Origin of the sequence: Pacificoceanicola onchidii (assembly GCF_004804335.1) — a bacterium.
Classification (GTDB): Bacteria; Pseudomonadota; Alphaproteobacteria; order Rhodobacterales; family Rhodobacteraceae; genus Pacificoceanicola; species Pacificoceanicola onchidii.
Window position 1 is genome coordinate 281,480 of record NZ_SRXY01000007.1, and the last position, 24,011, is coordinate 305,490.

At 61.3% G+C, this 24,011-nt stretch carries 25 protein-coding genes; 19 read left to right on the forward strand and 6 right to left on the reverse strand.

Annotated features, from left to right (window positions below; translation table 11 throughout):
* The first annotated feature begins 6 nt into the window (after positions 1-6).
* The 10 genes from E4662_RS18610 (at position 7) to ribD (ending at position 9,754) form a co-directional block, all read left to right on the forward strand.
* The gene (locus E4662_RS18610; RefSeq protein ID WP_136443112.1) at positions 7-276 is read left to right on the forward strand and encodes a hypothetical protein; all 270 of its coding nucleotides are present in this window, start codon (positions 7-9) and stop codon (positions 274-276) included.
* A gap of 97 nt (positions 277-373) precedes the next feature.
* A complete protein-coding gene (gene dnaG, locus E4662_RS18615) occupies positions 374-2,335 on the forward strand; it encodes a DNA primase (protein WP_136443113.1) in 1,962 nt (653 codons plus the stop codon).
* Positions 2,336-2,469: 134 nt separating this feature from the next.
* Positions 2,470-4,458, forward strand: a complete 1,989-nt coding sequence (rpoD, locus tag E4662_RS18620; RefSeq protein ID WP_136443114.1) for an RNA polymerase sigma factor RpoD — start codon at positions 2,470-2,472, stop codon at positions 4,456-4,458.
* Positions 4,459-4,461: 3 nt separating this feature from the next.
* Positions 4,462-4,737 (forward strand): HlyU family transcriptional regulator, encoded by a 276-nt coding sequence (locus tag E4662_RS18625; RefSeq protein ID WP_136443115.1) that lies wholly within the window; start codon positions 4,462-4,464, stop codon positions 4,735-4,737.
* A gap of 23 nt (positions 4,738-4,760) precedes the next feature.
* Complete coding sequence (locus tag E4662_RS18630) at positions 4,761-5,168, forward strand: secondary thiamine-phosphate synthase enzyme YjbQ (RefSeq protein ID WP_136443116.1); 408 nt, start codon at positions 4,761-4,763, stop codon at positions 5,166-5,168.
* Between the two features lie 72 nt (positions 5,169-5,240).
* Positions 5,241-5,972 (forward strand): DUF1353 domain-containing protein, encoded by a 732-nt coding sequence (locus tag E4662_RS18635; RefSeq protein WP_136443117.1) that lies wholly within the window; start codon positions 5,241-5,243, stop codon positions 5,970-5,972.
* Positions 5,962-7,530, forward strand: a complete 1,569-nt coding sequence (locus tag E4662_RS18640) for a zinc-binding metallopeptidase family protein (RefSeq protein ID WP_240705244.1) — start codon at positions 5,962-5,964, stop codon at positions 7,528-7,530. The genes E4662_RS18635 and E4662_RS18640 overlap by 11 nt, the downstream gene beginning before the upstream one ends.
* Positions 7,527-8,021 (forward strand): hypothetical protein, encoded by a 495-nt coding sequence (locus E4662_RS18645; RefSeq protein WP_136443118.1) that lies wholly within the window; start codon positions 7,527-7,529, stop codon positions 8,019-8,021. The genes E4662_RS18640 and E4662_RS18645 overlap by 4 nt, the downstream gene beginning before the upstream one ends.
* A 156-nt stretch (positions 8,022-8,177) precedes the next feature.
* Positions 8,178-8,654, forward strand: coding sequence for a transcriptional regulator NrdR (nrdR, locus tag E4662_RS18650; protein WP_136443119.1), 477 nt, complete (start codon positions 8,178-8,180; stop codon positions 8,652-8,654).
* Entirely contained in the window at positions 8,651-9,754 is a 1,104-nt protein-coding gene (ribD, locus tag E4662_RS18655; protein WP_136443120.1) for a bifunctional diaminohydroxyphosphoribosylaminopyrimidine deaminase/5-amino-6-(5-phosphoribosylamino)uracil reductase RibD, read from the forward strand. Before nrdR ends, ribD begins: the two co-directional genes overlap by 4 nt.
* 171 nt (positions 9,755-9,925) lie before the next feature.
* Here the strand turns inward: ribD and E4662_RS18660 are convergent, their stop codons facing one another.
* The 3 genes from E4662_RS18660 to E4662_RS18670 form a co-directional block, all read right to left on the reverse strand.
* Positions 9,926-11,965, reverse strand: a complete 2,040-nt coding sequence (locus E4662_RS18660) for a capsular polysaccharide biosynthesis protein (protein ID WP_136443121.1) — start codon at positions 11,963-11,965, stop codon at positions 9,926-9,928.
* Positions 11,966-11,969: 4 nt separating this feature from the next.
* Positions 11,970-13,133, reverse strand: coding sequence for a polysaccharide biosynthesis/export family protein (locus E4662_RS18665; RefSeq protein WP_136443122.1), 1,164 nt, complete (start codon positions 13,131-13,133; stop codon positions 11,970-11,972).
* Positions 13,134-13,227: 94 nt separating this feature from the next.
* On the reverse strand, positions 13,228-14,520 hold the full coding sequence (locus E4662_RS18670; RefSeq protein WP_136443123.1) for a capsule biosynthesis protein: 1,293 nt from the start codon (positions 14,518-14,520) through the stop codon (positions 13,228-13,230).
* 94 nt (positions 14,521-14,614) lie between these two features.
* Here E4662_RS18670 and E4662_RS18675 point away from each other — a divergent pair, with 94 nt between their 5' ends.
* Complete coding sequence (locus E4662_RS18675) at positions 14,615-15,202, forward strand: riboflavin synthase (RefSeq protein WP_136443124.1); 588 nt, start codon at positions 14,615-14,617, stop codon at positions 15,200-15,202.
* A gap of 71 nt (positions 15,203-15,273) precedes the next feature.
* Here E4662_RS18675 and E4662_RS18680 read toward each other — a convergent pair whose 3' ends face one another.
* The 3 genes from E4662_RS18680 to E4662_RS18690 form a co-directional block, all read right to left on the reverse strand.
* Positions 15,274-16,335, reverse strand: coding sequence for a YeeE/YedE family protein (locus tag E4662_RS18680; protein WP_136443125.1), 1,062 nt, complete (start codon positions 16,333-16,335; stop codon positions 15,274-15,276).
* A gap of 102 nt (positions 16,336-16,437) precedes the next feature.
* Positions 16,438-16,779 (reverse strand): ArsR/SmtB family transcription factor, encoded by a 342-nt coding sequence (locus tag E4662_RS18685; RefSeq protein WP_136443126.1) that lies wholly within the window; start codon positions 16,777-16,779, stop codon positions 16,438-16,440.
* A 13-nt stretch (positions 16,780-16,792) separates the two neighbouring features.
* Positions 16,793-17,110: a thioredoxin family protein gene (locus E4662_RS18690; RefSeq protein WP_420819275.1), complete on the reverse strand. Its 318-nt coding sequence runs from the start codon at positions 17,108-17,110 to the stop codon at positions 16,793-16,795.
* Between the two features lie 135 nt (positions 17,111-17,245).
* Here E4662_RS18690 and E4662_RS18695 point away from each other — a divergent pair, with 135 nt between their 5' ends.
* From E4662_RS18695 to soxC, 8 genes are all read left to right on the forward strand, one after another.
* Positions 17,246-17,983 (forward strand): cytochrome c biogenesis CcdA family protein, encoded by a 738-nt coding sequence (locus E4662_RS18695; RefSeq protein ID WP_136443128.1) that lies wholly within the window; start codon positions 17,246-17,248, stop codon positions 17,981-17,983.
* Between the two features lie 19 nt (positions 17,984-18,002).
* A complete protein-coding gene (locus E4662_RS18700) occupies positions 18,003-18,578 on the forward strand; it encodes a thioredoxin family protein (RefSeq protein ID WP_136443129.1) in 576 nt (191 codons plus the stop codon).
* 133 nt (positions 18,579-18,711) lie between these two features.
* Complete coding sequence (soxX, locus tag E4662_RS18705; protein ID WP_136443130.1) at positions 18,712-19,188, forward strand: sulfur oxidation c-type cytochrome SoxX; 477 nt, start codon at positions 18,712-18,714, stop codon at positions 19,186-19,188.
* Positions 19,189-19,216: 28 nt separating this feature from the next.
* Entirely contained in the window at positions 19,217-19,633 is a 417-nt protein-coding gene (soxY, locus tag E4662_RS18710) for a thiosulfate oxidation carrier protein SoxY (RefSeq protein ID WP_136443131.1), read from the forward strand.
* A 24-nt stretch (positions 19,634-19,657) separates the two neighbouring features.
* Positions 19,658-19,987, forward strand: coding sequence for a thiosulfate oxidation carrier complex protein SoxZ (gene soxZ / locus E4662_RS18715; RefSeq protein ID WP_136443132.1), 330 nt, complete (start codon positions 19,658-19,660; stop codon positions 19,985-19,987).
* Between the two features lie 57 nt (positions 19,988-20,044).
* Positions 20,045-20,893 (forward strand): sulfur oxidation c-type cytochrome SoxA, encoded by an 849-nt coding sequence (soxA, locus tag E4662_RS18720; protein WP_136443133.1) that lies wholly within the window; start codon positions 20,045-20,047, stop codon positions 20,891-20,893.
* A 107-nt stretch (positions 20,894-21,000) separates the two neighbouring features.
* A complete protein-coding gene (gene soxB / locus E4662_RS18725; protein WP_136443134.1) occupies positions 21,001-22,701 on the forward strand; it encodes a thiosulfohydrolase SoxB in 1,701 nt (566 codons plus the stop codon).
* Positions 22,702-22,728: 27 nt separating this feature from the next.
* Entirely contained in the window at positions 22,729-24,006 is a 1,278-nt protein-coding gene (gene soxC / locus E4662_RS18730) for a sulfite dehydrogenase (RefSeq protein WP_136443135.1), read from the forward strand.
* Positions 24,007-24,011 lie beyond the last annotated feature (5 nt).

Here is a 24,011-nt window from a genome sequence, read left to right on the forward strand (position 1 = left end):
TGACCCATGCGCCTTGCTGCTCTGTTTTGCCTTGTTCTTGCGACGCCAGTTTTTGCCGAGGAGAAAACCGCCGATTGCGAGGCGCAAATGGTGGTGGTGTCCAAGGCCGTGGATGCCCGGGTCGAAGGTGTGCGAAAGGGCAAGATCCGCCGCGAGCTGCGGGCCGAATACGGGCAGACCGCCGCCGATATGCTGGTCGAGTTTGTCTACGGCGTGCCAGAAGAGCAGATCGACGAGATCAAAGACGCCTATCAGCAGGCTTGCGAAGCGCAGTAACATCTGCGGTGAGGTTGTCCCCAGACGCCCCGATTCCCTGTGGACAAGTCGCTCAGTTGACTGGACACAGCGCCGCGTTGCTCCAATATAGGTTGCCATGAGCCTGCCCCCCGGATTCCTGGACGAATTGCGCAACCGCACCAGCATGGCCCAAGTGGCCGGGCGCAAGGTGCTGTGGGACAATCGCAAGTCCAATCAAGGCAAGGGCGACATGTGGGGTCCGTGCCCCTTTCATCATGAAAAAACAGCGTCTTTTCATGTGGATGACAAGAAAGGATATTACTACTGTTTTGGCTGTCAGGCCAAGGGTGACGCGATTTCCTTTGTGCGTGAGACCGAGAATGTCGGGTTCATGGAAGCGGTCGAAATCCTCGCCCAAGAGGCCGGCATGGAGATGCCGAAACAGGACCCGCGCGCACAGCAGAAAGCCGATCGCCAGACACAACTGGCGGAGGTCATGGAGCAGGCGGTTCAGTTCTTTCGCCTGCAACTTCAGCGCGGTGTGGCGGAAGAGGCGCGGCGGTATCTAGACCGGCGCGGGCTCGATGCGCGGGCATTGGAGCGGTTCGAGATAGGCTTTGCGCCCGGCGGGTGGGAGAACCTGCGCGAGGGGCTGAAGGCCAAAGGTGTGCCGGTTGATCTGATGCTGGCGGCGGGCTTGGTCAAACAATCGGACAAGGGGCGCGAGCCCTATGACGTGTTCCGCAATCGGATCATGTTCCCGATCCGCGACGGGCGCGGGCGGGCGATTGCCTTTGGCGGGCGGGCGATGGACCCGAACGACAACGCCAAATATCTGAACTCGCCGGAAACCGAGCTGTTCGACAAATCCCGTAACCTCTACAATCTGCGCCCCGCGCGGGAGGCCTCGGGCAAGGGGCAGGCGCTTGTTGTGGCCGAAGGGTACATGGACGTGATTGCGCTCAGCGAGGCGGGTTTTGGCGCGTCGGTAGCGCCGCTCGGAACGGCTGTGACCGAGCCGCAATTGCAAATGATGTGGCGGATCAGCGACGAGCCGATTATCGCTTTGGACGGGGACAAGGCAGGCCTGCGCGCCGCGTACCGGGTGATTGATTTGGCCCTGCCGCTTCTGGAAGCGGGCAAGGGACTACGCTTTGCCATCATGCCGGAGGGCAAGGACCCGGACGATCTGCTGCGGGCAGAAGGGCCGGATGCGGTCAAAAAGGTGCTTGATGAGGCTATGCCGATGGTCCAGCTGCTTTGGCGGCAGGAAACCGAAGGCAAGGTCTTCGACAGCCCTGAACGCAAGGCGGCGTTGGACAAGGTGCTGCGCGCACGGATCGCCAAGATTCAGGATCAATCCCTGCGCCGCCACTATGGCGACGACATCAAGGACATGCGGTTTCAGCTGTTCCGAGGCCAGCGCGGCGGCGGGCAGGGCGGGCAACGCAAGCCCGGTTCCTGGCAACGCCGCGACTGGCGCGCACCGCCTCCGCCGTCGGCCGGAGCCAAGTCCTCCTTGCTGGTTGCGGGCGGCGAAGAGGCGGAGTTCCAACTGCGCGAAGCGGTTGTTCTGGCAGCCATTCTGAGCGCGCCGGAGATTGCGGTGGAGTTCGAAGCCCAGCTCGATGCCATGCCGTGCCTTGATCCACAGAGCGGGTTGATCCGGGACATGATCCTGCGCTCGATCGGCAATGAGGCGGCCATGCGTGACCGTGTCGAGGACGCAATTGGCCGCGAGGCCCTTGAAAGCCTGTTCAAGGCACGCCATGTCAGCGTTGTGCCCTGTATCCGCCGTCCAGGGGATGCCGAATTGTCTCGTATGACCGTGGCCGAGGAACTGGCCAAAATGGATGCGCATCAAGGCTGGCAGGCGGAACTGAGCGAAGCTGAAGAAGACCTTGAGGATCTGGCCGACGAGGCTGTGACCTGGCGATTGGCCCAGGCCGCACAGGCGCGCGCGCAAGCGGGCCGGATCAGCGATGAGGACGACACGGACTTCGACGTGGGACCAAACGGGGCGCATATGGACAAGTCGGAGCGCAGTGCGTTTGATTCGCTTCTGTCACAGATTCGTTTTGACAAGCAGCGCCGCTAACTGTGGCGGCAGTGCCGACACGGTGAAGAAACAGTAAGGAAAACAGGGTAAACGGGTCAGCGAATCACTCGAATGCCGGAATGATTCGTGCTAACGAATCACATCGCGACCGAATCCCCGATGAGGAGTGCCTGATGGCCGCCAAGGACAACGACGACGCCAAGCCGCAGGATCAGGACGAGGACGTAAGCCTCGATATGAGCCAGGCCGCCGTCAAGAAGATGATCGCCGAAGCCCGTGAACGCGGCTACATCACCTACGATCAGCTCAACGCCGTTCTGCCCCCTGACCAGGTCAGTTCCGACCAGATCGAAGACGTGATGTCGATGCTCTCCGAGATGGGCATTCAGGTCACCGAGGACGACGAAGAGGCGGAAGAGGACGAGAACAAGGGCTCGACCGAGCTTGTCGAAACCAAGAAGGCGGGCGAAGTCGCCGTCTCCTCCGGTGCGACCGAAAAACTCGACCGCACCGACGATCCGGTCCGCATGTATCTGCGCGAGATGGGCAGCGTCGAACTGCTCTCCCGCGAAGGCGAGATCGCGATTGCCAAGCGCATCGAGGCTGGCCGCAACACGATGATCCTCGGGCTGTGCGAAAGCCCGCTGACCTTCCAGGCGATTACGATCTGGCGCGAGGAACTTCTGTCCGAAGACATTCTGCTGCGCGATGTGATTGACCTTGAAACCACCTTCTCCGGCCAGATGGGTGAAGACGGTGATGTCGAAGAGCCCGTGGTGGATACCTCTGGCGTTGAGGCCGCGCCGAAGGCGAAGTCCGATCAGCAGGAGCTCGACGCAGACGGCAACCCGATTGCCAACGACGACGACGATGATGACGACGAGCAGGCCAACATGTCGCTCGCCGCGATGGAAGCTGCGCTCAAGCCGCGCGTGCTCGAAACGCTGGATCGCATCGCGCAGGACTATGAAGAACTGGCCGAAATGCAGGACAGCCGGATTTCGGCGACCCTGAACGAGGACAACAGCTTCTCCGAGGCGGACGAGGCGCGCTACCAGAAGTTGCGCAGCGAGATCGTTGAACTGGTGAACGAGCTTCACCTGCACAACAACCGGATCGAAGCGCTGATTGACCAGCTTTACGGCATCAACAAGCGCATCATGTCCATCGACAGCTCCATGGTGAAGCTCGCCGATCAGGCGCGCATCAACCGTCGCGAGTTTGTCGAAGAGTATCGCGGTCACGAGCTTGACCCGAACTGGCTTGAGCGTATGGGTGAGAAGTCCGGACGCGGCTGGCAGATGTTCATCGAACGCTCCACCGAGAAGGTCGAAGACTTGCGCGCCGACATGGCGCAGGTTGGCCAGTACGTCGGTCTCGACATCTCTGAATTCCGCCGCATCGTCGGACAGGTTCAGAAAGGCGAGAAAGAGGCGCGTCAGGCCAAGAAGGAAATGGTCGAGGCGAACCTGCGTCTGGTTATCTCGATCGCCAAAAAATACACCAACCGCGGCCTGCAATTCCTTGATCTCATTCAGGAAGGCAACATCGGCCTGATGAAGGCGGTCGACAAGTTCGAGTATCGCCGCGGTTACAAGTTCTCGACTTATGCCACATGGTGGATCCGTCAGGCGATCACCCGGTCCATTGCGGACCAGGCGCGCACGATCCGTATCCCGGTGCACATGATCGAAACGATCAACAAGCTGGTCCGCACGGGCCGTCAGATGCTGCACGAGATTGGCCGCGAGCCGACGCCGGAAGAACTGGCCGAGAAGCTGCAAATGCCGCTCGAAAAGGTCCGCAAGGTGATGAAGATCGCCAAGGAGCCGATCTCGCTCGAAACGCCGATTGGCGACGAGGAAGACAGCCAGCTTGGCGATTTCATCGAGGACAAGAACGCGGTTCTGCCGCTGGACTCGGCCATTCAGGAAAACCTGAAAGAGACCACCACGCGGGTTCTGTCGTCGCTCACGCCGCGTGAGGAGCGGGTTCTACGGATGCGCTTCGGCATCGGCATGAACACCGATCACACGCTCGAAGAGGTTGGCCAGCAGTTCAGCGTGACCCGCGAACGCATCCGCCAGATCGAAGCGAAAGCGCTGCGCAAACTCAAGCACCCGAGCCGCTCGCGCAAGCTGCGCTCGTTCCTGGATCAGTAAGCGATGGCGTTCTGGAAAAAACTGTTCGGCGGCGGCGGGGACAGCAAAGCCCCCGCCCTCGAGACAATTGAGTACGAAGGCTTTCGCATCACGGCTGATCCGATGAACGAAGACGGCCAGTTCCGTCTTTCGGCTGTCATCGAAGCAGAGGTCGACGGCGAGACCAAGACCCACCGCCTGATCCGCGCCGATCTCATCCGCGAATACGACGTGGCAGTCGAGGCTTCGGTGAACAAGGCCAAGCAGATGATTGACCAGCAAGGCAAGCGGTTGTTCTGAAGCCGAACGCGCAGGGGGCTGCCGTGAAGACCACCACCTTTGTCATCTCGACGCAGGGGCAGGGGCTCTACGAGTTCACGCCTCAGGTCAAGGATTGGGCGGCGGGCAGCGGATTGCTGACGCTGTTTGTTCGCCACACCTCCGCCAGCCTGCTTATTCAGGAAAATGCGGACCCGGAGGTGCAGACGGATCTGCGGGCATTCTTCCACCGGCTTGTCCCACCGACCACCGATCCGTCGATGTCCTACCTGACCCACACCTATGAAGGCCCGGACGATATGCCTGCGCATATCAAGGCGGCGATGATGCCGGTCAGCCTGAGTATCCCGGTGCAGAACGGGCGAATGGCGCTTGGTACGTGGCAGGGGGTGTACCTGTTCGAGCATCGCAATGCACCGCACCGGCGCGAAGTTGTGGCGCACCTGGCCTAAGGCGGGAATCCCGGACTTGCGGGGCGGGCCGCATTTGATACCCTCACGCGGTCTGCCGAAGGAAGGAACATCATGCGCCGCATGCTGAGTGGAAAAATGCTGGCCGTATCGGCATTTGCCCTGATCGGGGTCGCGGCTTACGCGGTGCCGCAGTTCCTGCTGAGCGAGGTCGAGACGTCTGGCGCGCTTTGCGCGGGCCCCGGCGCGGATGGCAAGCTGTGCCGTTTCATCGGCGGGCCAATCGAAATGGGCGGCACGCCGGTATTTGTCGAGAAGTTTCAGCATGCCTTCCTGCCAACCACGCGCAAGATCGACTTCGTCGACGGGTTTGGCGAGACCTGGACCGCCCCGCCGAAAACGCTGACCGATGGTGCGTCCATCCCCACCTTGCTGGAGCCTCTCATGGGGGACCGGCAATCACGCGAGTATCTTCTGGCGGCGGCGCTGCACGATGCCTATTGCGGTGTTGGCAATGAACAGCTGGAGACCTTCCAGACCCGCCCGTGGGAAGAAGTGCACCGCATGTTCTATGAGGCGCTTCTGGTCGCAGGCACGGATCCGATCAAGGCCAAGATGATGTTCGCCGCCGTCTATCTGGGCGGCCCGCGCTGGAATGACCCGGAGCGTTCGCTCAAGAATGTCAGCGTGGAAGCGCTCAAGCTTGAGGCCAAGTGGTGTCTGGAATGGATCGAAGACACCAACCCCGAGCCGGAGGAGATCATCGCCTGGATGACCCGCCGGGAAGAGGCGCTGAAGGCCGGTGAAAACACGAAGCCGGTCTATGACATGCCGGATGGGATTTAAGATGCCGGCGGCCGCGATAAACGTTGCCGATGCGCATATCAAGGCGCTGGCTCCCGCGTTGTCTGACTGGTGCGCGCTGATCTTCGACTATGCAGAGCCAGCCTGGCGCGAGTATCGCTCAGCCGAATGGTACGTGGCCAAGCTGCGCGAAGAGGGGTTTTCCGTTGAGGAAGGCTCCGGCGGTATGCCGACGGCCTTTTGCGCACGCTGGCGCAATGGCGATGGGCCAACCGTCGGGTTTTATGCCGAATATGATGCGGTGCCCGGAAATTGTCAGGCGGCCCGCCCGGAACGCGCCCCGCGCGACGGGCTTGGTTTCATGGCGGCAGGCCACACGGACCCACATTCCGCGCTCGGCATGGGATCGCTGGCCGGCCTTCTGGCGACCAAGGCGGCCATGGAAGCGCTCGACATTCGCGGCACGCTGCAAATGACCGGCGAGCCTGCGGAAAAAGTGCGCGGCTCGAAGCCGATCCATGCAGCGAAGGGGTATTATGACGGGCTGGACGCGATGTTGTCCTTTCACCCGTTTTATATGCTGCCGCTTTGCAACACGGTGCGTTGGGACACCCATTGTGGTGCGGCGTATTCTTTTGTCTACCGTTTCCTCTGCGAAGTACCGCAGAGCTGGGGCGCCACTGATGGTGCGCCGATCCCGCAGTCCCATTCCGACATTCGTGCTCCGGGCGCCAATGATGCGCTGATGCAGATGTATCAGAATGCGCGCGCCTTGCGTGACAGCATGCTGCCGCACCGGGGCGGCTGGTCCGTGTCGGAGGCGATCCTGTCCACCGGGCAGGCCACGGCAGACAATTTGCCCGCGCTGATGGCCGATTTGCAGTACATGATCCGTGTGCCCGATTTGGAAATGGCAGAGCAGATTACCGCGCAGCTTGACCGTTTGGCGGAACATGCGGCGCAGATGACAGGGTGCCGGGTGGAAAAGCACTGGGTGTCCAAATCGCGTCCGGGGCTGGCCAACCACGCTTTGGCTTCGGCGGTCTGGCAGGGCCTGCAGGAAGTGGGCGCGCCGGTCTGGGATGACGAGGCCCTGGCCCTGGCAAAGCAGGTTCAGGAGGCTTGCGGGATGGAAGCAAGCGCTGCGCCGCTGATCCCGGAATGCACACAGCTTATCGCGCCGCAAGAGGCCGAAACGATCCTGCGCCGCGATCTGCCACCGTCGCAAGCGAACAGCACGTCCGACGACTATACCGACATGACGTGGCACTGCCCCACGGCGCGGTTCTACATTGCGCGGCCCGCGCTGCGCGGTGGGCCGTATCCGCCCTGGGCGATGAATGCGCTTGGCGGCATGCCTGCCTTGATTGATCCCACGGTGATCTGCGCGGGGCGCGTTTTGGCACGTGCGGCCCTGCGGGTTCTGACCTCGGAAGATTTGCGGCGCAGCACGCGATCGGAGTTTGAGCGCCGCCGGGTTGAGCAGGGGGCCATTCCACCTTTGGCTGATTACCCGGCCCCCGTGGATCTGCCGTGGCCGGAGTATGTCGAAACCCGGCGCGGTCGCGACTGGCATATTCCCTCGAAAGGGCAGCCATGAAAGCACCTCTCGCTCTGGTTCTCTGCACACTCGCGGGCATGGCATTTGCCGACTGCGCCCCGGAACAGCGGTTTTTGTCATGCAAGATTGATGGCAAGGCCCGTTGGCTAGAGGTCTGCGTTGAAGGCAGCGCGGTGGTCTACCGCTACGGCAAACCCGGCGCCCCGGAGCTGGAGCTTTGGGAACGGGCCGAAGACATCGCCTATGCGCCTTGGCCGGGTTTTGGTCGGACGATTTGGGAAGAGGTAACCTTTGTAAACGGCGGGTACAGCTACGTCGTGCACGGCAGCATCGACAAAGGCCTTGCGGTACAGGAGGCACCAAACGCTGTCGGTGGCGGTGTAGAGGTTTTTGAAGGCGCCCGTTCGATTGCCCGCCTCACCTGTGATCCCGAAACCGTGGCTTTCGATTGGAGCGATGCAATCTCCATGGCGAAAGCGGCCGCTGGCCTTATCTGGGACCCGGAAAACCAAGCCTGGCGCAGGCAGTGAGTCTCTTTCGCCACGCGGTACACCCCCAGCATCTAGAGGAGTGAATTGCCCTCTACCCAAAACCTAGGGACTGACCTATAGTGCCTGTGGATAAGTGCGGACCAACCGCGCAATCAGGCACAAAAAGAGCAGAAAAAAGAACGAGGGGGACGGCCAATGCGCTGCCCGTTTTGCGGAAATATTGACACACAAGTAAAAGACTCGCGTCCGGCGGAAGATCACGTCGCCATTCGCAGGCGTCGTTTTTGTCCTTCCTGTGGCGGCCGGTTTACCACCTATGAGCGCGTACAGTTGCGCGATCTGGTGGTCATCAAGTCCAACGGCAGGCGCGAGGACTTTGACCGCGACAAGCTGGAACGCTCCATCCGGATCGCCATCCAGAAGCGTCCCCTTGAGCCGGATCGCGTGGACCAGATGATTTCCGGCATTGTGCGGCGGCTCGAGTCCATGGGTGAGACGGACATTTCCTCGCATCAGATCGGCGAGATCGTGATGGAAACCCTGGCCCGGATCGATACCGTGGCATATGTGCGTTTTGCGAGCGTTTACAAGAACTTTCAGGCTGCTGACGATTTCGACAAGTTCGTTTCCGAACTGCGGCCCGACACTCCGGCGGCACCGACCGACAAGTGAGCGAAACAGACCGGAAACACATGGCTCATGCCCTTGGCTTGGGCCGTCGCGGGATGGGCAAATGCTGGCCCAACCCGGCTGTGGGCTGCGTGATTGTGAAGGACGGCCGCGTTGTTGGGCGCGGCTGGACACAACCGGGCGGGCGGCCCCATGCGGAACCCGAGGCCTTGTCGATGGCAGGGGAAGCGGCCCGCGGGGCAACGGCCTATGTCACGCTGGAACCCTGTTCCCATCATGGCCAGACGCCGCCCTGTGCTGAGGCTTTGATCAAGGCCGGTGTTGCGCGCGTTGTCGCTGCCGTCTCTGACAGCGATCCCCGAGTCTCCGGGCAAGGCTTCGAGATGCTGCGGGCAGCGGGTGTAGAGGTTGAGACCGGGGTCTGCGCCGAAGAGGCGTTGCACGATCTCAATGGTTTCTTTCTGAAGACCGAACAGGGGCGGCCTTGGGTGACGCTGAAACTCGCGATGAGCGTGGATGGTCGCATCGCGACCGCCACGGGCGAGAGCCAATGGATCACTGGCCCGGCGGCGCGGCGCGCCGTCCATGCGCTGCGCAACACCCATGACGCTGTCATGGTGGGCGGCGGCACGGCCCGTGCCGATGACCCGTCCTTGACGGTGCGCGGCTTTGGCGCGGTCAAGCAACCTGTGCGCGTGGTGGTTTCACGCTTTCTCGATTTGCCGCTGATGGGGCAATTGGCGCGGACGGCAAAAGAGGTGCCGGTCTGGATTTGCCACGGCCCGAACGCAAATTCCGAAGCGTTGCAGACGTGGCGGGGCTTGGGGGCAGAACTGCTGCCATGTCGTTTAACGGGCGGCCGCGTGGATCCCGCAGCCTTGATGTCCGCGCTCGGCGCGGCGGGGCTGACCCGCGTGTTTTGCGAAGGAGGCGGGCAGCTTGCGGCGTCCTTGCTGGCTGCGGATCTGGTCGACGAGCTGCATGTTTTCACTGCCGGAATGGCGCTTGGGGCGGAAGGACATCCCGGAATCGGAGCCTTGGGCGTTGATCGTCTGGCTCATGCACCGCGATTTTCGCTTGTGGATAGTTCGGTGGAGGGGGAAGACATCCACCACGTGTGGCGCCGCACTGCGGAACTCTAAAAAATTCCGGAGTCTCAACTGGATGCGACCGTTTCCTGAGCAGCGAGCTCTAAGGCAATGCTGCGGTGGAAAATCGGAAAGTCACTTGGTTTTCAGCGCGTTGCTTTGAAGTCTTCGAGCACGACACACGCAAATATTAGTAAGGTGTTAATAATTCGCGAGTTTCGCCGCTCAACGCCGCCACAAGTGTGCCCGGCTCGCCAGCAGGCCCTGCAGTTTTGACAGGGTTCGGTTGAACGGACCCGGCGTTGGAACGGCGCCTTCGGCCAAGCGCTCAACGATCACTTCCGGCGGGCAGGGCAAGCCTGTGATCGGGTCGCGGTACCGTGGGTAGTCGATCAAGGTTGCGTGGACCAAGGCCAGCAAATCCGGGCGTGGCCCTGCGAGGCGGCGCGCGGGGACAGGGCCAAGATCCTGCGTCAGGCCCCAGCCTGCATAAAAAGGGGCACCCAGAACCGTCACGGAGACCCCGCGCAGCAAGGCCTCGAAACCGGATAGCGATGTCATGGTCCAGATCGCATCGACCTGTTCGAGCAAGGGCGCGATCGGCGCATTCGAGAGCGTGAGGTCTGCCCATCGCTCCGGGTCTTCAACCGCCCCCGCGCGCAGCCCGGCCTCAACGTCGGGATGCGGCTTCCACAGGATGACCGCATCCGGGTTCTCCGCACGGCAACGCGCCAGTAGCGCGGCATTGCTCTGCGTCTCCGGGCTGCCTTTGAGAATGGAGGCGTCGTCCTCAACCTGCCCCGGAACAAGGATGCGTTTACCGCCCGGCAATGTGGGTAAATCTCCGGATAGGTTGTATTTGGATAAGCCCGCGGCGTTAATACTGCTTAACAGGCGGCGGGCGCGTTCGATTTGGTCGGGCCGGATATCCACAGCCCGTGCCCGGATCAAGTCTTCCAGACGCGAGGCACGTGCTGGATCGTAATAAATCCCCTGCGGGTCGAGCACCAGCGACAATGGCGGGATCAGTTCCGCGCCAAGCCCGCGAGAGCGCAGAAAGCCATCTTCGACACGAACGGTGGTCTCCTCCGTGGCCTTGCCCGCCCAGGCCATGCGTCGTCGCCCGTCTTCCTGCGCGATGGTTTGGGCCTTATCCACATCATTTTCGAAGCGTATCTTTCTGTGTTTGCCAAAGAATTTCTGAAGGTGGTCTCTTTTCCACAACCGCATGCCGCTGGCCACCCACCCAGCCTGATCATCCCGCCAAGCCTGCGCCTGCGCTTCCAGTGTGCCGAGCACCTCTTCGATCTCGCAAACCCTGTCCCGAAAGGGATCGTACCAGCGCGGGTAGAGGATCATCGCCCCGGCAAAGAGCTGCGCCCGCGTCAGGTTGCGCTGGCGGCGCGCGATCACGGTTTCGTCTTCCGTCAGCCCCCATCCGGCATAGAACGGCAGGCCAAAAACACGCGGCTTGTGTCCTGCGAGGATCGCCTCGAACCCCATCTGAGACGAGACGGTGTAAACCTTTGTCGCGCCTTCGAGGATCTGCCAGGGCGAGGCTGCGCCATCATAAAGGGCAACATCGCCGCTGCCGTCGGTGTCCCGAAAATGGCCCGGCCTGTGACCCGCAGTGGTTTCCGGATGGGTTTTGATCAGAATGCGTGCGCCGGGGTTTTCCTCACGCGCGACGAACAGCATTTCCAGAAAGCGATTGCGGTCTGCGCCTGACGCGGTGACCGAGGCGTCTCCCTCGGTCTGGTCAATCACCAGAACGTAGCCCGGTTCCGGCAGGTCGAGATCCAGCCTCGTGGCGCTGTATTTCGAAAGATGCGCCGCCTGCATGCGTGCCATGGCCCCGCGCGCCCGGTTCAAGAGCGCCGTATCGTCCAGGGGCGCTGTGGCCAACAGGCTTTCCAGATCGGACGGGCTGCGACCATCAAAATGCACGCCGGTCTGGTCAATGAGCAGGCCAAGCGGCGGCTCGCCGTCGCGGCCAGGGTGCAGGGATCGCAGGAAACTGTCTTCGATCCGCACCAGCGCGGCACCGGACCTGGCTGCCACAGCTTCGCCCCGATGCGCATAGGGCGATTGCCCCCAAACGCCGATCAGATCGTCCGGACCGGGACGGCCAAACGAGACGCGGAACCCGGACAGCGAGAGAATGCGCCGTAGCCGCTTCTGCCTCAGGAAGCCCGCCGTGAAGACAAAAAGACGCCGAGGGATTTCTCCCCCGGCGTTGCCCTGTCCCTCGGGTCTTGTTCGCAACGGCTTAACCGCCGCTACTGCTGCCGGTTCCGGCCAGCGTTTCAGCCGCAGACGTGATTGTGGTGACCGCACCCAATGTCCCGGTCAACGCGGCGATGGTTTTGTTCCACTGGGTGAACGGCGCTTCGGTGACGTAAAGCGTGTCCTGATCCCGGACGACAAAATCGCGGGCCATGAACATGCCATTCGGCTGCGTCAGGTCCAGAACGTAAACCAGTCTCTGGGCACCGATCAGATCCGTGCGGCCAAGCACGGTGTTGGCGATCTCCGCCGGTTCATTGCGGAAAATGAACACGCCGGTGGGGTCCGACGACGACGCCAGAAGTCCGCCGACTTGTGCGATGGCCTCAACAGCACTGATGTTCTGGCTCTCAAACGGTACGCGGGCCTGCGTGCCGGTTGCGCCAAGCGCGGTAAAGGCGCGGGTGTCTTCTTCGACCAGAATACGGTCACCACCGCGAAGGGCGATGTCGAACTCGGGATGCTTGTAGAGATCCTGGAACCAGATGGTTTCCGCCCGGTCGCCGCGCAGCACTTTGACCTGCGCAATTTCCGGCTGAATGGTGATGCCGCCCGCACGGGCCAGCATGGTTGAAAGCGTCCGGGTCGGGCGTTCAATGGCAAATACACCTTGACCACCGACCGCTCCGATCAGGCTCACGGTCGAGCCATCCCCCGCGAGACGGCGCACCTGCACCTGCGGGTCCGGTGTCTGTTCATTGAGCTTGGAGGTGATGATCTGGCGCAGCCGTTCCGGCGTGTTGCCCGCAGCGCGGATGCGTCCCGCGTAGGGCACAAAGATGAAACCGGAGCCGTCAACCTGAACCTCTTCGAGGCTGGTCGCATTGGCGGGGCCGCTGGACAGCAACCCGTCGTCCACGTTTTCCCAGACCGTCAGGCCCAGCGTATCGCCGGGGCGGATCGTATCGGAGCCCAGCGTTGCGGCATTGGTGAAGGCTTCGGAAAAACCAAGCGCCGGGACAACCGCCGTGGCGCGCGTCACGCGGTCATTGACGGAGACGATGAATGCATCGCCCTGTCGTTGTACGGAGCCTGCAAAGATTTCGCGTTTGTTCGGGCCAACGCGTGGCAGGCCGCAGGATGCCAGAACGGACACCGCGGCCAGCAAGGCGACAGATTTCGCCCACCGGGAGGGGGAGTATTTCACTGCTCGGTCTCCTCGACCTTATGTTCTGCCTCAGGTTTTTCTTTTAACGTACCGGCATTTCTCGAAAAACGCCAGAGTTTAGAGGCAGGCCGGCCTAATGCACCACGCGCAACTGTTGCCGTGGAGCCGCGGTCCCGCGTTTGAGCGCTTCATAAGGATCGTCCGGCGCAAGCATCATATCAACCACCTGACGCAGCAATTGTCGACGTCCGCGCGCCGAGTAGAAGCCGCCGGGAAGTTGTGATGTTTCAAGCAGATAGCGGCGGTAGTCCTTGTAAGCGTGCATGTTCGGCCGCGAGGGTGTCGCAAAGAACTCCGGGAGCGGCTGTGTCGAGACGAACTCCGGTTTGGAATAGACCGCATCCCCGAAGACCTTGATCGGAATCCCGCGCCAAAGCGCTTGCTGTGCAGCGGTGGAATTGACGGTAACGGCAGTACGGGCATCCACCAGAAGCTGAGCAAGCTTGCCGCCACGGACGTAATGCACCCGGTCCGCGACGCCGTATTTGGCAGCAAAATCCCGGATTGCCTGGCGCACGTTCACCCGCCCGTCCTCCAGAGGATGCGCCTTGAACACCAGGTGATGATGCCCGGGTGCGCCGCTGGCAAAGCCTTCGATCACCAGTTCGAGAAACTCTGGCATCGTGTCGAACGGCGAATGCTTCTGGAACGAGCTGTCGTGCTCAAGCTGCATCAGCGCGAGGTGATAAGGAAAGCCGCCGAGCCGAATGCGCGTGGTCGCAATGACCCTGTCGAGCCATGTTGCGGGCATCAAAAGCAGCCGTTTGAGATAGAGCAGGAACTCTTGCACCACGGTCAGCGAGCGATGCGGTTTGAAGTTCCGGTAATCGCCATTCCGGAACATGACAAACCAGTGATAGAGCGCGCCATAGAAGATGTGCTGCCGCATGTCGCCCCAATGCGCCGGGGGCAGGGGGGCCTCCATATCGGACATCTCCAGCGCGCGTTTCATCTCGTCGATGCTCATGGTCATGAGACGGGAATGCCCGTTGGAGCCACCGCGTTCGTAAGTCACCCAATAGGGGCGCATGTAGCCTTCTTCAAAGACATGCACCATGATCCCACGTGTTTTCGCCTCTTCCACGGCTTCGGCATGGATGCGTCGGACATCACCGTAGAGAACAATGTCAGTGACCTGTTTCTCCGCCAGCAGATCGACAAAGGTCTGCCGCCACGTGTCCTGCGTGCCGCAAAAAGGAATGTAGGTCGAAGGATGAAACCAGAACGCGCGGTCGCCCGCGTTGAACCCGACGCGCCAGACATCCGCTCCGGTCTTGCGCAGCATCTTGCCAAGCCGGTTAAAGAACGGCCCGTGCGGTCCCTGAAGGAACAAAAAGACCCGTTTCTGTCCGGTTGCGTTGCTCATGACGGCGTTCTATGTCCTATCCCTGACCTTTTTCTTAACGGCGAACCTCGGCGAAATTAAGGCCCGGTTTGCTTGACCACGCAGGAGCTTTGGCATGTTTACAGGCATCGTGACCGATATGGGCGAGATCCGCGAGCTGGAGCAGCGCGGCGATCTGCGCGCGCGCATTGCCACGGCCTATGACACCGCCGGGATCGACATCGGGGCCTCGATCGCCTGCGATGGCTGCTGCCTGACTGTGGTGGCTTTGGGCGATGACTGGTTCGATGTGGAGATCAGCGCAGAATCCGTGTCAAAGACCAACCTCGATGTCTGGAGCGTCGGCCGCCGGATCAACCTGGAACGTGCATTGAAGGTGGGCGATGAGCTGGGCGGGCATATCGTGTCCGGCCACGTGGACGGCGTGGCACAGATCGTTGCCATGCAGGACGAGGGTGACAGCACCCGCGTCACCCTGCGCGCCCCGGAGGCGCTCGCCCGCTACATCGCGCCAAAAGGCTCCGTTGCCCTGAACGGCACGTCCCTCACGGTGAACGAGGTGAACGGCTGCGACTTCGGCATCAACTTCATCCCGCATACCAAAGAAGTGACCACCTGGGGCAATGCACAGGTCGGCGACCGGGTGAACCTCGAAATTGACACCCTGGCCCGCTACGTGGCGCGGCTGCGGGAGTTCGACTGATCCCGGTTTCTTTGGGCTGAAAATACCTCGGGGTGCGCGAGGGGCTGGCCCCTCGTTCCCGCATGTGGCCTTTATTCCGCCGGTTGAAATCCCATGATCAACTGCCGCAGACCCAACGCCGCCCCGACAAAGATCGCCAGGAACGTCACGGGCGCAGAAAGCGCCAGAACGGAAAACGCCGACAGGCCCTGACCCACGGAACATCCCAACGCCGTGACAGCGCCCACGCCCATAAGCGCCGCGCCAAGAATCTGGCGGCGCAACTCGCGCGGGTCTTCGCAGGCTTCCCAGCGGAAATGGCCCCGGATTAGCGAGCCGATGAATGCGCCAACCCACACCCCGGCGATGGAGCCCACCGCAAAGGACAGCGGGCGGGCAGAGCCGGTCATCCACCACATGATGCTCTCGCCCAAGGGCGCGGCAAAACTGTGCGAAACCACGGGCAGAGCTTCGAAGCCTTCCCGCGCGACCCAGGCGGTCCCGGCCCATCCGATAATGACGCCAAGCCCCACAGCTGCCGCCCAGAACACCTGCATCGGCTTTTTCCACAGCTCTTTCGAGGCAGCGGCAAAGGCCAGAACCGTCAACCCAATCGCCATGCCAATGGCCGCGATGGGCAGGCCAAGCGTGCCGCTGAGAATGTGGGCAATGCCGGGCGGCGTTTCCCCGAGGGTCACGTCCGACTGGTAGAACAAGTATTCGCGGATCGGTGCAAGCGGACCGGACAGCGCCACGAAGGTGGCGACCCCCATGACCAGAACGATCACGAAACTGCGCAGATCACCGCCGCCGAGCCGTGCCACCGCGCCATAGCCGCAGTTGCCAGACAAGGCCATGCCATAGCCAAACACCAATCCGCCCGCGATGGAGGCCATCGGCATCCAACGAATGGACAGGTAGTAGGTGGAACTGTCGACAAGCCAACCGGTAGACATGAGAAGAAAGCTGCCAATGATGGCAACCCCGATGGCCACGCCCCACATACGCATCCGCACGTTGGAGCCGCCATAAAGCATGTCTTCAATGGCGCCGAGCGTGCAGAACCGTCCCAGACGCGCCGCAAGCCCCAGAAGCAGCCCGCCGATCAGGCCGAACAGGGCAACCCAGTGGTGTTCTGACAGTAAATCAAACAAGCCTGACCCTCCTCTTACCGGCCCGACATGGTCGCATTATGAGGGGCAAAGCCTTTTCAGGCAAGAATTCTTGCCGTGATGAATGCGCGCAGGCGGGGGCGGTTAGTCTTCCTTGCAGAACAGCTCGTAAACGCATTCAAGCATCTTGCGCGGACGATCATCCGCGAGGCGATAGTAAATCGCCTTGCCGTCCCGGCGCGGCACAACCAGCCCTTCGAGCCGCAAACGCGAAAGCTGCTGGCTGACCGCGGCTTGCCGCGCGGACAGCAGATCTTCCAGTTCGGTCACGGATTTTTCACCGGAGACGAGATGACACAGGATCATCAGCCGCCCTTCGTGGCTGATGGCCTTGAGAAAAGAAGACGCCGTGGTCGCCTTGTCGATGATCGTATCAAGCTCGGCTTCGGTCAGGTCATCATGCAAGACGGGAAGTACATTGCTCATGTCCCTCGGGTCCTCAGTTCAGCGCCGGTTGGTAGTCGGTCTTCTGCTCAAGCAACTGTGCGAAAACCGGCCAGAAGAAGTCTTCCCCGACATACCCTTCCATACGGGCAATTTCCTTGCCGTCGGAGGTCAGGATGAACGTAGGGGTGAAATTGACACGCCGCGCGTATTCGATGCCGTCGGGCGGGCCAACATGCAGATCCGCCCGGATCAGCGGCGCAAAGCGGCCTTCTTCCGTCTTGCCATAGGCGGGCGCAATCTGATCGTCCCACGCAGCGCAATAGGCGCAGCCGGGCTGCTCAACCATCACAAGGTTGATTTCATCTGCCACGGCAGCGGAAGCCCATACGGCGCTTCCCAAAACCAAGGCTCGGCAGAGTGCATTGAACGTCATCACGCACCATATCTGTATTGACTGATGCAATACATAATCTGAATATGTGAATTGATCAAGGTTGGAGGCCCCGTGTTCGATATATCCTTTGCAGGTGCGGCGTTTGCCGGGCTGCTCAGCTTCTTTACCCCCTGTATCCTGCCAATGGTACCCTTTTACTTGTGCTACATGGCCGGGATCTCGATGTCGGAGCTGCGCGATGATGCGGGCATTGCGCCGGGTGCGCAGAAACGGCTTATCGTATCGGCGTTGTTTTTTGCGGCGGGTGTGACGACCATTTTCGTTCTGCTCGGCATGGGCGCGACGGCTGTCGGGCAGGCTTTTGGCGCGTGGAAAGACACGCTGGCCTATGTCGCGGCGGCGGTGCTGTTTGTCTTTGGTCTGCATTTCCTGGGGGTTATTCGGATCGGTCTGCTCTATCGCGAGGCGCGGCTTGAAAGCTCGGCGGAGCCCACCTCGGTTCTGGGGGCTTACGTCATGGGGCTGGCCTTCGGTTTTGGTTGGACGCCCTGCGTGGGTCCGGCCCTCGCATCCATCCTGATGATCGCCAGCGGCATGGGTGATATCTGGCGTGGCGGTTTGCTGCTCCTGGTGTACGGTGTGGGTATGACTGCCCCGTTTGTCATTGCCGCGCTGTTCTCGGGCCCGTTCCTGCGCTGGACCGCCCGCAACCGGAGCAAATTGCAATACGTGGAGAAGGTCATGGGCGTGATGCTCATTCTCTTCGCCATCCTGATCGCCACGAACTCCGTCAACGTGATTGCGCAGTGGATGATCGACACGTTCCCGGGGTGGACGTCCTTTAGCTAAGCGAAATGGGAGGAGAGACATGAAACACTGGTCAGGCATCGCCTTGGGTCTTCTGATGGCCCTGCCAGCAACCGCAGAAATCGGTGACGACGGGCTGCACAAACAGCCGTGGATGCGCGACACCTTCAAGGATCTGCGAGAAGATCTCGAAGAGGCCAATGGTGAAGGCAAGCGGCTGGCGATTTTCGTCGAACAGCGCGGCTGCATCTACTGCACCAAGATGCACGAGGAAGTCTTCATCGACACGGGCATCAGCGACTACATTGCAGAGCACTTTTTCGTGGTGCAGGTGAACCTCTACGGCGACACGGAAGTGATCGATTTCGACGGAGAATCGCTGTCCGAAAAAGACCTCGCGCGCAAGTGGAACGTGCTCTTCACACCCAACATCGTGTTCCTCCCCGAAGAGGTGCCGGAGGACGCAACCGGCATTGAAACTGCCGTCGCGGTCATGCCCGGCGCATTCGGCAAAGGGACGACCCTCGACATGTTCACATGGGTCGCGGAGAAACGTTACACGCTTGATAACGGAGAGAATTTTCAGCGTTATCACGCGCGTCGCATTCAGGAACGGAACAACGGATCCTTCGACTAAAGTGCGACAGAAGGACCATTAATTCACTTCTGTGAATTTGTTGTTGCGTTCGAAGGGTTCGGTGGCCTACGGTATACACCAGCCAAATTCGAGCGACGGCCCGCAAGGGCCAAGCCAGGCCTAGGGAGGGAATATGAGGCTTACAGCAATCACGATGGCGGCAACGCTGATCGCAGGGACCGCGTTCGCTGATGGAGTGGCGCCGGGAGAGGTCCAGTACGGCGAGTACGGCGAAGTCGCGGCATCTCTGTCGGGCGCGCCCGGCGACGCAGCGAACGGTCGCAAGGTCTTTACGACCAAATCCATGGGCAACTGCGTGTCCTGTCACGCGGTATCCTCGCTGGATGACGTGCCTTTCCACGGCGAAGTTGGCCCGGCGCTCGACGGTGTCGGTGAATACCGCAACGCCGAAGAACTGCGCGGCATCGTCGCCAACGCAAAGATGACATTCGAAGGCACGGTGATGCCGGCTTTCTACAAGACCAGTGGCTTCATCCGTCCGGGTGATGGCTACACCGGTAAAGCCCCCAAGGGCGACCTGGCGCCGATCCTCTCGGCTCAGGACATCGAAGACCTGGTCGCTTTCCTGCTCACGCTCAAAGAGAGCTGACCGACTAACCTTTTAAGGAGACAAGACGATGGACTTTACGCGTCGCGAAACGCTGGCACTGGGTGCCGGTGCTGCGCTGATGACGATCCTTCCGTTCCGCGCGAATGCGGCGGTTGAGGATGTTATCGCAGAATTCACCGGCGGTGCTGCTGTCGCGGACGGGGGTGTTGACCTCACCGCGCCGGAAATCGCCGAAAACGGCAACACCGTGCCGGTGTCCGTGGAAGCAGCTGGCGCCTCTGCCATCATGCTGCTCGCCGCAGGCAACCCGACCCCGGGCGTCGCCACTTTCAACTTCGGCCCGCTTGCCGCAACGCAGGCCGCGTCCACGCGCATCCGCCTTGCCGGCACGCAGGACGTCATCGCCATCGCCAAGCTGGCCGATGGTTCCTTTGCTCGCGCGTCGAAGACCGTCAAGGTCACCATCGGCGGCTGCGGCGGCTAAGGCATATTCGAGGAGATCTGAACAATGGCATCTGGTGTCAAACCCCGCGTGAAGGTTCCGAAAAAAGCGGCTGCTGGTGAAGCAATCACCATCAAGACCCTGATTTCTCACAAGATGGAATCCGGTCAGCGCAAGGACAAAAGCGGCAACGTAATCCCGCGCTCGATCATCAACCGCTTCACCGCCGAGTTCAACGGTCAGTCCGTTGTCGACGTGACCTTGGAGCCGGCGATTTCGACCAACCCGTACTTTGAATTCGAAGCAACCGTGCCCGAGGCCGGTGACTTCAAATTCACCTGGTACGACGACGACGGCGACGTTTACGAGTCGACGAAGTCCGTCAAGATCGGCTGAGGCAGGATCCTGCCCCGCCGAACAGGTGGGGCAGGGTGTCTTTAGGGAGGGAATTAAATGAAAATCAAGGCACTGACGGCAGTTACGCTCCTGCTCGCGGCACCCATGGCGATGGCGGGCGGCGCCGATGATGACACGCTGGTCATCAACGAAGAGCTCGAAATGGTCACCAAGACCGCTGCGCCTGCGCATATGGAAAACGTCGACGAAATCATGTCGGGCTGGCACTTCCGCTCGGATGAAACCCAGGCGCTCCAGATGGACGACTTCGACAACCCGGGCATGATCTTTGTCGATCAGGGCATGGATGTGTGGAACACCGCCGAAGGCAGCGAAGGCAAGGCCTGCGCCGATTGTCACGGTGATCCGGCAGACAGCATGGCGGGTGTCGCGGCGACCTATCCGAAGTGGAACGACGCCTCCGAAGAAGTCCGCACCTTGCAGATGCAGATCAACGGTTGCCGCACAGAGCGTATGGGCGCCGAAGCGTACAAGTATGATGCGGGCACGGCGATCAACGTCGAAGCGATGATCACCTCGCATTCGCGCGGCATGCCGGTGAACGTGGCCATCGACGGCCCGGCAGAGGCCATGTGGGAAGAGGGCAAGGAACTCTACTACACCCGCACCGGTCAGCTCGAACTGTCCTGCGCGAACTGCCACGAGGACAACTACGGCAACTACATCCGCGCCGACCACCTCAGCCAGGGTCAGATCAACGGGTTCCCGACCTACCGTCTGAAGAACGCGAAGCTGAACGGCGTGCACAGCCGCTTCAAGGGATGCGTGCGCGACACCCGCGCCGAAACCTACAGCCCCGGCTCTGCTGAGTTCGTCGCGCTTGAACTCTACGTGAAATCGCGCGCCAACGGCCTGTCGGTCGAAGGCCCCTCGGTTCGCAACTAACCTCACCCTCAAAGCCCCGCGGTTTTCGCTAATCGCGGGGTTTTTCGTTAACATCTTATTCACACATGCGCATGTGTGTCGCGAATAGAGAAAGAAAGTCCCTCCCCATGATCTCAAGACGCGATTTTCTGCAGGTGTCTATGGCTGCCTCCGCCATGGTTGGTGCGTCCGGTTTCGGCAACTGGGCGCGTCTCGCTGCCCAGCAATCCCTGACTCAGGACCAACTGCTGGAATTTGACACCTTCGGCAACGTGAGCCTCATCCACGTCACCGACATCCATGCGCAGCTCAAGCCGATCTACTTCCGCGAACCGTCGATCAACATCGGCGTGGGCGGCAACAAGGGCGCGGTGCCCCATGTGACCGGTGCGGACTTCCGCAAGCTCTACGGCATCAATGACGGCTCCCCGACCCATTACGCCCTCAGCTCCGGCGATTTTTCCTCCCTCGCCCAGGCCTATGGCAAAGTGGGCGGCATGGACCGCGTGGCCACTGTGGTCAATTCCATCCGCGCCGCGCGCCCCGATGCGCTGCTGCTTGACGGTGGTGACACGTGGCACGGCTCCTACACTTGCTATCACACCGAAGGCCAGGACATGGTCAACGTGATGAATGCACTGAAGCCGGACGCGATGACCTTCCACTGGGAGTTCACGCTGGGCTCTGAGCGGGTGCAGGAACTGGTCGAAGGGCTGCCCTTTGCCGCGCTGGGTCAGAACATCTTTGACGCGGAATGGGACGAGCCCGCCGAAGATCTCTTCCCGCCGTACAAATTCTTCGAGCGCGGCGGCGTCAAGATCGCCGTCATCGGTCAGGCCTTCCCCTACATGCCCATCGCCAACCCGCGTTGGATGTTCCCCGAATACTCCTTTGGCATTCGCGATGAGCGCATGCAGGAAATGGTCGACGAAGTGCGCGCCGCCGGGGCCGAACTGGTTGTCTGCCTGAGCCACAACGGCTTTGACGTGGACAAGAAAATGGCCAGCCGTGTCAAAGGGATCGACGTGATCCTGACCGGTCACACCCATGACGCGCTGCCCGAGCCGGTTCTGATCGGCGAGACGATCCTGATCGCCTCCGGTTCAAACGGCAAGTTTGTCAGCCGCGTCGATCTCGACGTGCGCGACGGCCGCATGATGGGCTTCCGCCACAAGCTGATCCCGATCTTCTCGGACGTGATCGAGCCGGACAAGGACATGGCCGCTTTGATCGACGCCGAACGCGCGCCTTACAAGGCCGACCTGGAAGAGGTGGTCGGCCAGACCGACACGCTCCTCTATCGCCGTGGCAACTTCAACGGTTCCTGGGACGACCTGATCTGCGACGCGCTGATTTCCGAGCGTGAAGCGGACATCGCCATGTCGCCCGGCGTGCGTTGGGGTCCGAGCCTGATCCCCGGTGACGACATCACCCGCGAAGACATCTGGAACGTGACGTCCATGAGCTATGGCGAAGCGTACCGCTCTGAAATGACCGGTGAATTCATCAAGGTGATCCTTGAGGACGTCGCCGACAACATCTTCAACCCCGATCCCTACTACCAGCAGGGTGGCGACATGGTCCGCATCGGCGGCATGGCCTACCGCTGCGACGTGAGCAAGCCGCAGGGCGAGCGGATCAGCGACATGACCCTGCTCAAGACGGGTGAAGCCATTGATCCGTCGAAGAATTACGTCGTCGCGGGCTGGGCTTCGGTCAACGAAGGCACCGAAGGACCGCCGATCTGGGACGTGGTGGAAAGCCATATTCGGAAACTGGGAACAGTGACGCTGGAGCCCAACAACAGTGTTGAAGTTGCAGGCCTTTAAGGCCGCAACGACAAGAGGAGACAAGCCATGAGTACAGAGAACAAGGGCGCCTCGCGCCGCCAGTTCCTGACCGGAGCCGCCGCTCTTGGGGCGGGAACAGTCGCAGCCGCAACCGCGCGCGCCGCCGGTCCGGACCCGTTGATCACCGAAGTTCAGGATTGGGCCAGCGGCCTTGGCGATGGCGTTGACGCAACGCCCTACGGCCTGCCGATCGAGTTCGAAGAAGACGTGATCCGCCGCAACGTCGAATGGTTGACCGCCGACACGATCAGCTCGATCAACTTCACGCCGATCCACGCGCTTGACGGCACGATCACCCCGCAGGGTTGCGCCTTCGAGCGTCACCACTCCGGCGCGATTGAACTTAAAAAAGACGATTATCGCCTGATGATCAATGGCTTGGTCGACAAGCCGCTGGTCTTCACCTACGCCGATCTCGAACGCTTCCCGCGTGAGCAGCACGTCTACTTCTGTGAATGCGCGGCGAACACCGGCATGGAATGGGCAGGCGCGCAGCTCAACGGCGCGCAGTTCACCCACGGCATGATCCACAACATGGAATACACTGGCGTGCCGCTGCGCACCCTGCTCGAAGAGGCAGGCCTGACCGCCGCCGGCGATTTCAAGGACAAGTGGGTTTACGTCGAAGGCGCGGACGCCTCGTCCAACGGCCGCTCCATTCCGATGGAAAAGGCGATGGACGACGTTCTGGTCGCATTCAAGGCCAACGGCGAAGCGCTGCGCAAAGAGCACGGCTACCCGGTGCGCCTTGTCGTACCCGGTTGGGAAGGCAACATGTGGGTCAAGTGGCTCCGCCGCGCCGAGGTCATGGATGCCCCGGTCGAGAGCCGCGAAGAGACCTCGAAGTACACGGACACACTCGAAGACGGCACTTCGCGCAAGTGGACCTGGGTCATGGACGCCAAGTCCGTGGTCACCAGCCCCAGCCCGCAGTCCCCGATCAAGCACGGCCACGGCCCGCTTGTGATCACCGGGATGGCGTGGTCCGGCCATGGCAAGATCACCCGCGTCGATGTCTCCAAAGACGGTGGCAAGACATGGGAAACCGCGCGCCTGTCCGACGGCGGGACCGACAAGGGCCTGTCGCGCTTCTACCTCGACACCACATGGAACGGCGAAGAGATGCTGCTGCAGTCCCGTGCGATGGACGAGACCGGATATGTTCAGCCGACCAAGGCGCAGTTGCGTGAAGTGCGCGGCCTGAACTCGATCTATCACAACAACTGCATCCAGACATGGCATGTGAAAGCCGATGGGGAGGCTGAGAATGTCGAAGTCTCTTAACCTCT